A 13,025-nucleotide genomic window follows, 5' to 3' on the forward strand; every position below is an offset into this window, starting at 1 on the left:
TCTCCCTGAGATCAACGACTCGACGGAAAGCGGGGGAGATGCACGCGATACGGCCGGACATACGGGCGGAACCGAGACGACGCACCTGGTGGAGACCGGGGCACCGTACGACCTCGTCGCGACCGGCCGCACCACCGGCAAGGTCGTCCGCACCGTCACCGACCCGGCCGATCACACCGGTCGGCCACGGCTGCGCGGGCTTCGTCGTCCGGGAGGCCGCCGACCGGATGCCCGAACGCGCGGCCTCTCTCGCCTTGCTCGACACCTGGGCGTTGCGGGGGAGGAGCCGCCCGGCTCGTTCACCGGACGTTACTGGAGCTTCCCGAGCAGTACCTCGCCCGACTCGGTGAACACGCCGACGCGGATGCGCAGCACCTCGCGCTGCCCGTCGGCGCGCTGGATCTCACCAGCCATCTGGAACCGGTCGCCGAATTGACGGCGGCCTTGACGAAAGAAGCGTGAACATGCCACCCCGTACCTCCACCATCGACGGAACGATCGCCGAGTACACGGCCTTCGCCGAACTGGTCGGCGCGCTGCCGCCCCACCAGTGGGAGGCCGCCACACGCTGCGAAGGCTGGCAGGTCCGCGACGTCGCCGGGCATGTGCTCGGCGGCGCCGAGGACGTCCTGGCCGGCCGCGTCGGTACCCGCACCGCCGACGAGCAGGCGGCGGCATGCCGCGATCTCGCCCCCGAAACCGTGGCGCTCCGGTTGCGGGAGGCCGCGGCGAAGCTGCGTGCGCTGCTGGAGTCTCTGGACGAGAAGGCATGGTCGAGTCCCGGCCCGGTGCCCGGGTACGCCATTGGCGAGAGCGTCCTCAACCTCTGGCACGACACGTACATGCACGCCGACGACATCCGCGCCGTGCTCGGCGTCCCGTCCGAACGCGGCCCCGCCCTGGCGGCGACGGTGAGCTGGCTTCGTATCGTCCTCGAGCGGCGCGGCTGGGGGCCTGCCCGGCTGGTGCTGGACGGCCTGGACGCCTTCTCGATCGGCGAAGGCGGCCCCGAACTGCGCGGAGACCCCCTCGACTTCGTCCTGGCCGCGACCGGCCGAGCCGATCCCGTCGTCTTCGGAGCGGACCCGGGCATGAACATCTATGCCTGACCCGGGATCGCTCTGAAGAGGGCAGAAGCTCGACGTTCGCGGCCGCGGCGGATGTTCGAGATCCTGCACACCGGACGTCCTCGTCGGCTGATGCGAACGCCCGCCCCGGCGAAGGCGGAGGGGCCCGGGGCCTTCCGCCGCCCGATCCCTCTTACTGATCTACAACGTAAAGCCGCGTCCCCGTGGCGGGACGCGAAACCGCGCGGGGCCTCGCCCCTCGGATCAGGACCCGGCGCGCTGCTGCTTGAGCCGCTGGGCCTCGTCGCGGACCTCGGCCTGGGTCGCCTGCTCGCGCTTCAGCCACTCGGGCTTCGCGGCCCGCAGGGCCTCGATCTCGGCGGTGGTGAGGGGGCCCGTGACACCGCCGCGGGCCAGGCCCGAGACGGAGACGCGGAGCCTGGCCGCGACGACCTGCTTGGGGTGGGGGCCCTCGCGGCGCAGGTCGGCGAGCCAGGCGGGCGGATCGGCCTGGAGCGCGTTCAGCTCGTCCCGGGACACGGTGCCCTCCTGGAACTCGGCGGGTGCTGCCGACAGCAGGATCCCCAGCTTCTTGGCCGCGGTCGCGGGCTTCATGGTCTGCGGGGTCTTCGACTTGGACGTGCTCATGAGGTCAAGGGTAGCCAGTGTGAAAGGGCCGTCCGACCGCCGCTAGGCTGGGGAGGTGACCGAGTTCCGGCTGGCCTACGCGCCGGGGGTGACGCCCGCGAAATGGGCGGGAGTCTGGGCCGAGCGGGTGCGTGAGGTGCCTCTCCGGCTGATCCAGGTGCCCGCCGCCGAGGCCGCCCCCCTCCTGCGGGACGGCGGCGCGGAAGCGGCGTTCGTGCGCCTGCCCGTCGACCGCGAGTCCCTGCACGTGATCCCGCTCTATGTGGAGACGACCGTCGTCGTGGTGCCGAAGGAGCACGCGGTGGCCGCGGTCGACGAGCTGGAGCTCGCCGATCTCGCCGACGAGGACGTCTTCGAACCGCTCGACGACGTCCTGGAGTGGGCCGACCGCCCCGGACGGCCCGCCTTCACCCGCCCCGAGAGCACAGCGGACGCGATCGAACTGGTGGCATCGGAGGCCGGCGTACTGCTGCTCCCGCAGTCACTGGCCCGCCTCCACCACCGCAAGGACCTCACCTACCGGCCCGTGACGGACGCCCCGCAGTCCCAGATCGGCCTGGCCTGGCTCGAGGACGCGACGACCGATCTCATGGAGGAACTGATCGGCATCGTCCGCGGCCGCACCCCCAACAGCTCCCGCGGCCGAGCCCCTGAGCGGCGCACCCCCAGACCAGCCGCGAAGAAGCGCCCCGCCCCCAGGCACCGGCGGCGCTGAGCCGCTCCGGGCCGCCCGGCGTCGGTCCGGACGTCCGGGCCGGGCGGCGAGGCGGAGATCAGCGTCCGACGGCCAGGTAGGTGAATCCCGACCCGGTGAGCTTCTCGCGGTCCAGGGCGTTGCGGCCGTCGAAGACGACGGGGCGGGCCATCACCCGCAGGGCGCCGTCCCAGTCGACGTCCTGGAGCTGGGGCCATTCGGTCACCACGATCGCCGCGTCGGCTCCTTCCATGGCCTGGAGGGGGCTGTCGCACCGGGTCGCTGCCGTCCAGGGTTCGACTGAGGAGAGGTCGGGGGCGAGCGGGTCCCAGCAGCGGATGCGGGCACCTTCGGCCAGCAGCCGGGAGGCCACCACGATGCTGGGGGCCTCGCGCATGTCATCGGTGCCCGGTTTGAACGTCAGCCCCAGCAGCGCGACGGTGCGGCCGCGCAGGTCGCCGAGCAGGTCCTTGAGGCGGACGACCGGCATCCTCTGCTGCAGGGCGTTCACCTCGATCACCGAGGACAGCAGCTGGAAGTGGTAGCCGCTGCCGTCCGCCATCGCCTTCAGCGCCCGGGTGTCCTTGGGGAAGCAGCTGCCGCCGTAGCCGATGCCGGCGCCCAGGAAGTGCGTGCCGAGCCGGTGGTCGAGCCCGACCGCGCGCATCACGTCGACGACGTCCGCGCCGACCTCCCCGCACAGGTTGGCGATCTCGTTCGCGAAACTGATCTTCGTGGCGAGCAGGGCGTTCGCGGCGAGTTTCACCATCTCCGCGGACTCCACGTCCATCCGCACGACCGGCCCGTTGACGCCCTCGTGCAGTTCGGCCACCAGGTCGGCGGTGGCCTCCTCCCACGCGCCCACCACCACCCGGTCGGGGTTGAGGAAGTCGGAGACCGCGCGGCCTTCGGCGGTGAACTCCGGGTTGGAGGCATAACCGACCTGCTCCAGGCCGGCCTCGTCCAGCGCGTACCGGATCCGCGCGCCCGTGCCGACCGGCACCGTGCTCTTGACCACCAGCGCCTTCAGATGGGCCGCGTCCTTCAGGGACTCCACGACCGCCCAGACCCGTGAGAGGTCGGCGTCCCCGGAAGCGGTGGGCGGCGTGTCGACGGCGATGATCGCCACCTGGGCGTCGCGCACGGCCTCGTCCGCGTCCAGGGTGAAGGTCAGGCGCGGCCGGTTGCGGGCGATGAGCTCGGCCAGGCCGGGCTCGTAGATGGGGATCTCGCCGGCCTCCAGACGGGCGATCCGCTCGGGCTGGATGTCCCTCACCACCACGCGGTGGCCCAGATCGGCCAGGCACGCGCCGGTCACCAGTCCGATGTACCCGGCGCCGAACACCGCGACGTTCCGCTGAGTCATGGGTCTCATTCTCTCGGATCGATGGAAAACCCCGCTGAGCGGCGAGGTACTGAAACCCCAACTTAAGACGATTGATCGGTCATTTGGTCACATTGCACGTCTTGCCGAGGAACCGTTGCCGAACCGACGAGGGAAGAGCGGTGGCGACTGGTTTCCTACGCGGTCTCGCGGGTCCTCCGTCCCGAGCCGCGTGCTTCGGGACGGAGGACCCGCCTTCGCGTTCTAGCTGTCTCGGGTCGCCGGCGTCTCGGTGCCGGTCTTCGTGACGGCACCGGCGAGCGGAGCAGGGGCGCCGGCCGTGCCGCCGCTCTCCTCGGCGAGCCGCTCCATGCCGCTGGTGGTCTTCAGCGGCTTCTCCTTGATGAACGGGACGACGATCAGGGCGAGCAGCGCGAAAGGCGTGGCGACGAGGAAGAGGTCGGCGGTGGCCACCCCGTAGGCGTGCTCCACGATGACCCGCATCGGCTCGGGCAGCGTCGTCATGTCCGGGACGCCGTGGCCTGCGGCCTGGCCGGTGCCCGCCGGGACGCCCGACTCCTCCAGGCTCTTGGTGATCTCGGCCGCGACGCGGTTGGCCAGGATCGCGCCGAGCACGCTGGTGCCGATGGTGCCGCCCATGCTGCGGAAGAAGGACAGCACGGAGGTCGCGGCGCCCAGTTCGGCAGCGGGGACGTCGTTCTGCGCGGCCAGTACCAGGTTCTGCATCAGCAGGCCGACGCCGACGCCGAGCACCGCCATGTAGACGCTGAGCACCCAGAAGTGCGTGTCGGCACCGATCGTGGACAGCAGGCCGAGGCCCACGGTCATGAGGGCGGCTCCCGCCACGAGGTAGATCTTCCACTTGCCGGTCTTGCTGATGAGCTGCCCGGCGACCGTGGAGGAGACCAGCAGGCCCATGATCATCGGCAGGCTCATCAGGCCCGCGACCGTCGCGGACTTGCCCAGCGAGATCTGGAAGTACTGCGAGAGGAAGACGGTGCCGCCGAACATGGCCACACCGACCAGCAGGCTCGCGATGGTCGTCAGCGTCACGGTGCGGTTGCGGAAGATGTCCAGCGGGATGATCGGCTCGGCGACCCGCGACTCGACGTACACGGCGGCGGCCAGCAGCACGACGCCACCGCCGGTCAGGGCCGCGGTCTGCCAGGAGAGCCAGTCGAACTGGTTGCCGGCCAGCGACACCCAGATGAGCAGCGCGCAGACACCCGCGACGATCAGGAAGGCGCCCAGGTAGTCGATCTTCACTTCGCGGCGGACGGTGGGCAGCTTCAGCGTGCGCTGCAGCAGCACGATGGCCAGCAGCGCGAACGGGACGCCGATGAAGAAGCACCAGCGCCAGCCGAGCCACGAGGTGTCCACCATGAGGCCGCCGATCAGCGGCCCGGCCACGGTGCCGACGGCGAAGACGGCGCCGAAGATGCCGGCGTACTTGCCCAGCCGGCGAGGCGGGATGATCGCCGCCATCACGACCTGGGCGAGGGCGGTGAGACCGCCGGCGCCGATGCCCTGCACCACCCGGCTGAAGATGAGCAGCCCCACCTCGTGGGAGAAGCCCGCCAGCAGCGAGCCGATCACGAACATGCCCAGGGAGAGCTGGAGCAGCAGCTTCTGGTTGTACAGGTCCGCCAGCTTGCCCCACAGCGGCACCGTCGCCGTCATGGCCAGCAGTTCGGCGGTGACGACCCAGGTGTAGGAGGACTGCCCGGCCCCCAGGTCGGCGATGATCCGGGGCAGCGCGTTGGCGACCACGGTACCGGCCAGGATGGCGACGAACATGCCCGCCATCAGCCCGGACATGGCCTGGAGTATCTGTCGTTCGGACATGGGGGCGGGTGACGCCTGCTCGGGCGCCGTTGATGTGTTCACTGCATATCTCTCAAGGGTTCTAGGGGTTTTCAGGCACGCGCGGGCGCCTTGGAGCGTGACACACGACGGCGTGCGGGATGGGCGGTGCTTCTTTCAGCGCCGCCCGACGTCTTCGGACGGCACGGGCAGCCCGGCGGCCAGCTGCGCGAACACTTCACGGAAGACGTCCGTGAAGACGAGTTCGTGCTGCCGCGCGCACCAGTACTCGACGGCGACCCGGACGGCCGTCGCCCCGACGGCCGCCAGCAACCGCGGATACAGGTCGAGCGCCGGGAACCGCCGCCCGTCCTCTTCCCCGGAGGTCTCCGCACGGCCGCCGGGACGCGGGCCGATGCGTTCGGCGAGCGTATCGGCCAGCTCGATCTCGTCGGCGATGTGGACGCAGAGACCGCGTACGAGCAGGTGCGGAGACCTGCGCAGCACCTCGGCGTGGAGGCTCCACAGTTCGTGCTGCTGCTCGACCTCCGCCAGCTCCGCGGCCAGGGCCTCGCGCAGGGCCTCCAGGGGGGAGAGCCCGGACGGCGCTTCGAGCACGGCCCTCCGGATCCTGGTGCCCGACTCCGCACCGATCATGACGAAGGCGTCGTCACGGGTGTCGAAGTAGTTGAAGAAGGTGCGAGGGGAGACGCCCGCCGCCTCGCTGATCGCTTCGACGGTGACGTTCTCCGCACCATGCTCCGCCGCCAGCCGCACCGCGGCGTCCACGAGAGCGGCACGCGTGGCCCGCTTCTTGCGTTCCCGCAGACCGCCCTCGGCGGCATCCTTCTCCATCACGCGTTGCATCGTATGCAAAAATGCGGTGTCTGCAAAAATTTAAACTCCCGCAGGCCCCACCATGATCTCCATCGCGGTGAGGGCGGCGGCGACTTCACACCGGTTGTGGGCACCGGGTCCACGGCGACCCGGACGGGTTCGCCTCAGTGGTACGTGGCTTCCTGGACGCCTTCGCGAACGTTCCTCTTCGTTCGGGACGTGCCGATGCGTTCGGCCAGGCGTTGGAAGGCGGCGGCGGTCGGGCCGGCGGGCTCGGCCTGGTAGACGATGAGTTGCTGGTGGGGTGCGCCGTTGACGGTGAGGGCCGAGAACTGGATGTGCAGGTCGCCCACGTGCGGGTGCCGCAGGTGCTTGACCTCGTGGGTCTTGGGCTTCACGTCGTGGCGGCTCCACAGGTCGGCGAACTCGGGGCTCCGTGAGGACAGGTCGGCCACCACTTCGGCGATCCGCGTGCTTTCCGGATCATGGCCGTAGGCGGCGCGCAGCTCCGCCACGCACGAGTGCGCGGTGCGCTCCCATTCCCGGTAGAACTCACGGCCCGCCGGATCGCAGAACACCATGCGCACGAGGTTGTCGGCGGGGGAGAAGGGCTCGTGCAGGGCGTCGGCCATCGCGTTGCCCGCCAGGATGTCCAGCGCGGGCCCCAGTACGAAGGCCGGGGAGTGGGTGAATCCGTCCATCAGCTGCAGCAGCTGCGGGCCGACCCGGTCCCGGGCGGGCCGTCCGAGGCGCGGTTCTGACCGGGCCAGGCGGCGCAGGTGGTCGGCGGCTGCTTCGTCCAGCAGCAGCGCCCGCGCCACCGCCTCGATCACCTGAGGCGACGGGCTGGACTCCCGGCCCTGCTCCAGGCGGATGTAGTAGTCGCTGCTCATCCCCGCCAGCATCGCGACCTCTTCCCGCCGCAGCCCCTTCACCCGGCGGCGCCCGTGTTCCGGCAGGCCGACGTCCGGTGGCTTCAGGCCCTCACGGCGTGCTCTGAGGAACTCCCCCAGCGGCGTACTGCTACTCATCTGCCTCATTATTAAATAGGGAAGTTCAAAACGGGCAATTCATCCAGGGGGTAATACACCCACCCTGGACGCCCTGGCGGCGGCCCTCACCGCTTTAGCCTCCAGACGTGGACAGCGGCGACTTCTCCCTCGGAGGCTTCCTGCGCCGGCACCGGGACCTGCTCCGGCCCGACCGGCGGCCGGACGCGCGGCGCCGGGTGCCCGGCGCGCGCCGCGACGAGATCGCCAGGGCGGCGGGCATCAGCACCGGCCACTACGCCCGCCTGGAGCAGGACCGCGCCGCGCGGCCGTCCTGGCAGACCGTCGCGGCGCTGGCCCGTGCCCTGCATCTGGACGACGAGGCCACCGCGCAGCTGTACCGCCTGGCCCGCCCGGCCGCCCACCGCAGCCGCCCCGCCCGCCGGGAACGGGTCTCGCCGGAGGTCCGGCGGCTCATGGACGGCTGGAACGGCGTCGCCGCGATCGTCGTCGACACCGCCCAGGACGTGCTGGCCCGCAACGCGCCGGCCTCCGTCCTGCACGGGCGCTTCACCCGCGACGGCAACGTGCCGCACATGGTCTTCCTCGACCCGGCCGCGGCCGAGCACTTCGGCGACTGGAACAGGACGGCCGCCGACGTGGTGGCCGACCTGCGCCGGGCGGTACGCGAGGCGCCCGACGACCCCCGCCTGACCACCCTGGTGGGCGAGCTGTCGATCCACAGCGCCCCGTTCCGCCGTCTGTGGGCGGCCCGGGAGACGACCACGATCGCCCGCCGCCGTCTGCGCCTGTTCCATCCCGAGGTCGGGGAACTCCACCTCACCACCGAGGTCTTCGCCATCGCCCGCGCGGCGGGCCAGCGGCTCGTCACCTACCAGGCCGAGCCCGGCTCCGCCTCCGCCGACGCCCTGGTCCTCCTCGGCACGCTCGCCGCCCGGACCGGCATCACGCCCGGCGCCGAAGCCTAGGTGCCGCACTCCCAGGAAACCGGCGGCCTTCCTGCCCCGGGCCGCTTCTCGCAGACTCATCACCACCGGCGGGAACAGCCCGCCGGAACCTTCCACGAAAGAACACCTCCATGAACACCAGCGCCGCCCGTACCCGGATCCTCGACGCGCTGCGCCGCCAGGCCGCCGACCCCGGCCGCCGCATCCTGCTCACCGGCGCCGCCGTGGTCACCATGGACCCGCGGCTCGGCACCCTGCCGCAGGCGGACCTGCTCGTCCAGGGCGAGACCATCGCCGCCGTCGCCCCCGACCTGACCGCGCAGGGCGCCGCCGACGGCGCCGTGGTCATCGACGCGCGCGGCTTCATCCTCGCCCCCGGCTTCGTCGACACCCACCGGCACGCCTGGGAGGCCCAGCTGCGCCGGATCATGCCCGACGTCAACGACCTCGGCGAATACGTCATGTCGACCCTGGCCGGCCTCGCCCCCGCCTACACCCCGCACGACGTGTACGTCGGCACCCGCCTGGCGGCCATCACCGCCCTGGACTGCGGCATCACCACCCTGCTCGACTTCTCCCACAACTCGCGCACCGCCGCCCACTCCGACAGCGCGATCCAGGCCCTCATCGACACCGGCATCCGTGGCGTGCACGCCTCCATGCGCCCTCACTTCGGCGACTGGGACGGCCAGTGGCCGGGCGACCTCGCCCGCCTGAAGGACGAGTACTTCTCCACCGACGACGGGCTCCTGACCCTGCGCCTGGCCGCCCTGGCCACCGACGAGATCGCCGGCCCCGACCTCGCCTACGGTCCCCGGCTCGCCCGGACCGCCCGGGAACTGGGCATCGGAGTCAGCGTCGACGCCGTCTTCGGCACCCCGTCCTCCGCCGCGGTCATGCAGTGGGAGAAGGCCGGGCTGCTCGGCCCCGACGTCTCCCTCATCCACTGCACCGGCCTGACCGCCGACGCCTGGCGGGCCATGGGAGCCACCGGCGCCAACGTCGCTCTGGCCCCCACCTCCGACGCCCAGATCGGGCTGGAGACCGCGATCCCCGCGATCGACGAGGCACTGGCCGCCGGAATCCGGCCCGGCCTCAGCATCGATGTCGAAGTCGCGCTGTCCAGCGACATGTTCACCCAGATGCGCGCCCTGCTCGCCATCCAGCGGATGCGCGCCGTCAACGCCGCCTACGGCACCGGCACCCGGCCTTCGCGCGTCGGCGTCGCCGATGTCCTGGACTTCGCCACTTTGTCGGGCGCCCGCAGCATCGGGCTCGGCGCTACCACCGGCTCCCTCACGCCGGGCAAGCAGGCCGACCTCCTGCTCGTCGGAGCGGAAGACGTCAACACCATGCCGCTCAACGACCCGATCGGCACCCTCGTCCTGGGAGCCGACCCCCGCAACATCGACGCCGTGTTCGTCGCCGGACACGTCCGCAAATGGGCCGGCACCGTCCTGGACGTCGACGTGGCCGCCCTCGGCGACGATGTCCGCGCCTCCCGCGACAGCGTCCTGCACGCCGCCGGCCGCGCCTGACCGGCCCGCCCGGCTCAGTGAAAGCCGCCGCCATGGTCCGCTCCGCGCTGCTCGCCACCGGCCTGCTCGCGGCCCTCGCCACCGCCGCCTGCCACCACCCCGACCCCACCGCCACGAACACCACGACCACCGCCCGGGAGGCTCCCATGACCGCTCAGACCATCACCACCGGCCCCCACCCGCACGTGGGCATGTGGGTCACCGCCGACGGCCGCATCCGCCAGGAACTCCTGCCCACCGGCCGCTACGAGGAAGCCCGCGACGGCCGCGAACGCGCCTACACCGGCCGCTACACCGTCACCGGCGACCACATCGACTACTACGACGACCTCGGCTTCACCGCCACCGGCGACGTCCGCGACGGCGTCCTCTACCACGAGCACCTCGTCCTGTACCGCGAGCGCTGAACCGCGTCCGGGGCGTCGCCGCCCCCGGACCCCGCCTTCTCCACGGGACCACTCGAAGGAGAACACCGCGCACGAGCCGCCGCGGTGCCCGGAGGCACGGCTCCGACCGGACATCTGCCGGATGGCGAAGGACGATCTGTCCTGTGACGCCTTGTCGGTGGGGGAACGGCTCAACGGGGGAACACCTAGACCAGGAACAACGGCAGCCGACTCCCTGCGGCTGCTGGACCGCCCCCACCTGACCGCCGCCGACCCGGGCCGGACCGGCCAGACCCCGCCGGGACCCCGCGGTCCCGGATCGGTGACCCGGTCGCCCGGATCGCTGTCCTGGGACGTGACGACATGCTCGATCGGCGCACGCTGCTCACCGCCGGAACCTGCTCACTGACCGCCGCCGCCCTCTCACCCGCCTCCAGGTCCGCCGTCCTGCACCGGACCGGCCCCGCCGCCCGTGCCGGAGCCGGCGACGTCGCCCGCATCCGCCAGATGACCGGCCTCTTCCAGCAGATGGACGACCGCCACGGCGGCGGTCACGCCCGCAACGTCGTCGCCGCCTACCTCACCCAGGAGGTCGCGCCGCTCCTGCGCGGCACCACCGGCGCCGCCCGCCCCGACCTGTTCACCGCCGCGGCCGAGCTCGCCTACCTGCTGGGCTGGATGGCCTCCGACGACCTGCGGACCGGCCTGTCCCAGCGCTACTACATCCAGGCCTTCCGGCTCGCCGAGGAGGCCGACGATCCGGTGAAGTGCGCCACGGTCCTGCGGTCCTTGTCCGTGCAGGCCGTCGAACTGGGCCGCGGCCGCCAGGGCCTGGAGCTCGCCGAGGCCGCCGGGAGCATGCTCGGCACCCGGGCGCCGCTGCGCACCCGGGCGTGGGTGACCGGCATGCGGGCGGAGGCCGTCGCGGCCGCCGACCAGGACCACGGCCGTGCCCGCCGCCTCTTGGCCGAGGCCGAAAGCCACCTGGAGAGGGCCGACTCCCGGCCCCGGGACGAATGGACGGGCGACTACCAACGCAGCAGCTACGAGCACCAGATCGGCCTGACCCTGGGCGAACTCGGCAACTGGTCCCGAGCCGAGAAACACTTCCAGGCCTCGATGGACACCAGGGACCCGGCCGAACGCCGCTCCCTCACCCTCGTAGGGGTTCGGCTCGCCCACGCCCAGCTCCGACAGCGCCGCCCCGAACAAGCCGCCCGAACGCTGCTGGACCTGCGCGAGAACCTGGTGGGAGTCTCCTCCGGCCGGATCCGCAACCACCTGAAGGACATCCACGCCTCCTGGCGGCCTTATCGGACGGAGGAGAAGGTAGGCGAGGCCGACGAACTACTGCTCGATATCCTCCAACCCGCCAAGAACCGGTGAGCGGCTCACGGCCGGTCAGCCGTCGGTGCGGCCGAGGGCGGTGCGGAAGGCGCGTTCGGCGGTGTCGATCTCGGTGATCTGCTTGATGATCTCGCCGGGGGAGGACTCGCCTACGGCCTTCTGGAGCAGCGGGGTGTGGTCGAGGATCAGGTCGCGGACGACCTGGAGGGGCTTGGGGGCGTGGTGGAAGACCTTGCCGAGGACGAAGGCCTGCTGGGACTGGCGGGCGGTGTGGGGTTTGCGGGGGTCTTCGTAGGCCTGGAGGGCGGTGCGGACGGCGGCGTGGTCGCGCAGGTCGACGCCTGCGAGGCGGCGGCCGATGAAGTAGCCGTCCTCGGTGGCCATGCCGGCTCCGTAGGCGGCGTACGGGGAGGTGGGGTGGGCGGCGTCTCCGGCGAGGGTGGCGCGGCCTTTGGACCACTGCTTGAGGGGTTTGCGGTCGCGCAGGAGCCAGCGCTGCACGCTGGCGGGGTCGGTGGCGGCGATGAGCTGCGGGAGCGGTGAGGGGAACTCGCGGGCGAGGGCCGTGGCGGCGGCGTGCAGGTCGCCGGTGAACTCCTCGCGGGCGTCGTGGGCGCTCAGCACCCACCACTGGTAGCCGTCGCGGCCCTGGTGGCGGATGGAGGTCCAGGCGCCCTGGACGGTGCGGCTGTGGGTGAGGACGCACTGGTTGCGGGGGGCGTCGATGTCCTCGGCGAGGGTGAAGCCGCCGAAGATGTGCAGGTTGTGCTCGCGTTTGGGCGCCTCGCCCCACAGGGTGCGGCGGACGAGGGAGTCGATGCCGTCGGCGCCCACGACGACGTCGCATTCGTGGACGTCGCCGCCGGCCATGTGCAGGCGCACCCCGGTCTCGTCCTGCTCCAGCCGCTCGACGGCGCGGTCGACCTGGAGGACGCCGGGCGGCAGCGCCGCCAGGAGCCGCTCGTACAGGGCCGGGCGGAGCAGGCCGATGAACCCGCCGCCGTAGTCGCGCACGATGTCGTCGGGCAGCTCGACCGAGACGCGGCGGCGCCCGGCGGTGTTGCGGAACTCGGTGTGGCAGGGGGAGCCGAGGTCGTCGGTGTCGACGCCCATGAGGCCGAGGGCCTTGATGGGCGGCGGCCACAGGTTGAGGATGTTGCCGGCCGCGCGGGCCCGGGGGTAGCGCTCCAGGAGCACGACCTCATGGCCGGCCTGGTGGACCGACAGGGCGGTGGCCATGCCGGCGGGGCCGGCGCCGATGACGGCGACGCGGCCGCGTGGGGTGGATGCCATGGGGACGTCCTCCTCAGGTGGGGCGGGGAGCGGGAGAGGTCTCAGTTCGCAGGGCGGGCGTCGTAGACGGCCGTCTCGTCCGAGAAAACTTTAGTGCGTGCTAATGTTTG

12 protein-coding genes are annotated in these 13,025 nt (G+C 71.7%); 6 read left to right on the forward strand and 6 right to left on the reverse strand.

Annotated elements, in window-relative coordinates:
• Positions 1-464 precede the first annotated feature (464 nt).
• Positions 465-1,109, forward strand: coding sequence for a maleylpyruvate isomerase family mycothiol-dependent enzyme (locus tag C2865_RS36400; RefSeq protein WP_106403233.1), 645 nt, complete (start codon positions 465-467; stop codon positions 1,107-1,109).
• A gap of 222 nt (positions 1,110-1,331) precedes the next feature.
• On the opposite strand, the gene C2865_RS36405 is transcribed toward C2865_RS36400, so the two are convergent.
• Positions 1,332-1,715, reverse strand: coding sequence for a DUF5997 family protein (locus C2865_RS36405; protein ID WP_106403235.1), 384 nt, complete (start codon positions 1,713-1,715; stop codon positions 1,332-1,334).
• A 55-nt stretch (positions 1,716-1,770) separates the two neighbouring features.
• Between C2865_RS36405 and C2865_RS36410 the strand changes: the two genes are divergently transcribed.
• Positions 1,771-2,430 carry a LysR family transcriptional regulator substrate-binding protein gene (locus C2865_RS36410; protein WP_106403237.1) on the forward strand — a complete coding sequence of 220 codons (660 nt, stop codon included), beginning with the start codon at positions 1,771-1,773 and terminating at the stop codon, positions 2,428-2,430.
• Between the two features lie 58 nt (positions 2,431-2,488).
• On the opposite strand, the gene C2865_RS36415 is transcribed toward C2865_RS36410, so the two are convergent.
• The 4 genes from C2865_RS36415 to C2865_RS36430 all read right to left on the reverse strand — a co-directional run bounded on the left by C2865_RS36415 (position 2,489) and on the right by C2865_RS36430 (position 7,425).
• Positions 2,489-3,775, reverse strand: coding sequence for a UDP-glucose dehydrogenase family protein (locus tag C2865_RS36415; protein ID WP_106403239.1), 1,287 nt, complete (start codon positions 3,773-3,775; stop codon positions 2,489-2,491).
• Positions 3,776-3,997: 222 nt separating this feature from the next.
• On the reverse strand, positions 3,998-5,572 hold the full coding sequence (locus C2865_RS36420; RefSeq protein WP_232836008.1) for an MDR family MFS transporter: 1,575 nt from the start codon (positions 5,570-5,572) through the stop codon (positions 3,998-4,000).
• A gap of 162 nt (positions 5,573-5,734) precedes the next feature.
• Positions 5,735-6,412 (reverse strand): TetR/AcrR family transcriptional regulator, encoded by a 678-nt coding sequence (locus C2865_RS36425; RefSeq protein WP_232836017.1) that lies wholly within the window; start codon positions 6,410-6,412, stop codon positions 5,735-5,737.
• 146 nt (positions 6,413-6,558) lie between these two features.
• Complete coding sequence (locus C2865_RS36430; protein ID WP_106403245.1) at positions 6,559-7,425, reverse strand: helix-turn-helix transcriptional regulator; 867 nt, start codon at positions 7,423-7,425, stop codon at positions 6,559-6,561.
• Positions 7,426-7,532: 107 nt separating this feature from the next.
• Between C2865_RS36430 and C2865_RS36435 the strand changes: the two genes are divergently transcribed.
• From C2865_RS36435 to C2865_RS39795, 4 genes are all read left to right on the forward strand, one after another.
• Positions 7,533-8,372, forward strand: a complete 840-nt coding sequence (locus C2865_RS36435) for a helix-turn-helix transcriptional regulator (protein ID WP_106403247.1) — start codon at positions 7,533-7,535, stop codon at positions 8,370-8,372.
• Positions 8,373-8,482: 110 nt separating this feature from the next.
• Positions 8,483-9,889 carry an amidohydrolase family protein gene (locus C2865_RS36440; protein ID WP_106403248.1) on the forward strand — a complete coding sequence of 469 codons (1,407 nt, stop codon included), beginning with the start codon at positions 8,483-8,485 and terminating at the stop codon, positions 9,887-9,889.
• 32 nt (positions 9,890-9,921) lie between these two features.
• On the forward strand, positions 9,922-10,296 hold the full coding sequence (locus C2865_RS36450) for an Atu4866 domain-containing protein (protein ID WP_232836009.1): 375 nt from the start codon (positions 9,922-9,924) through the stop codon (positions 10,294-10,296).
• Positions 10,297-10,638: 342 nt separating this feature from the next.
• Positions 10,639-11,661 (forward strand): NsdA family TPR-like regulatory protein, encoded by a 1,023-nt coding sequence (locus tag C2865_RS39795; protein WP_157964063.1) that lies wholly within the window; start codon positions 10,639-10,641, stop codon positions 11,659-11,661.
• A gap of 15 nt (positions 11,662-11,676) precedes the next feature.
• Here the strand turns inward: C2865_RS39795 and C2865_RS36460 are convergent, their stop codons facing one another.
• Entirely contained in the window at positions 11,677-12,915 is a 1,239-nt protein-coding gene (locus C2865_RS36460) for an FAD-dependent oxidoreductase (RefSeq protein WP_110554903.1), read from the reverse strand.
• Between the last annotated feature and the right edge of the window lie 110 nt (positions 12,916-13,025).

It is taken from the genome of Actinocorallia populi (assembly GCF_002995495.1).
In the GTDB taxonomy this organism is placed as follows: domain Bacteria; phylum Actinomycetota; class Actinomycetes; order Streptosporangiales; family Streptosporangiaceae; genus Actinocorallia; species Actinocorallia populi.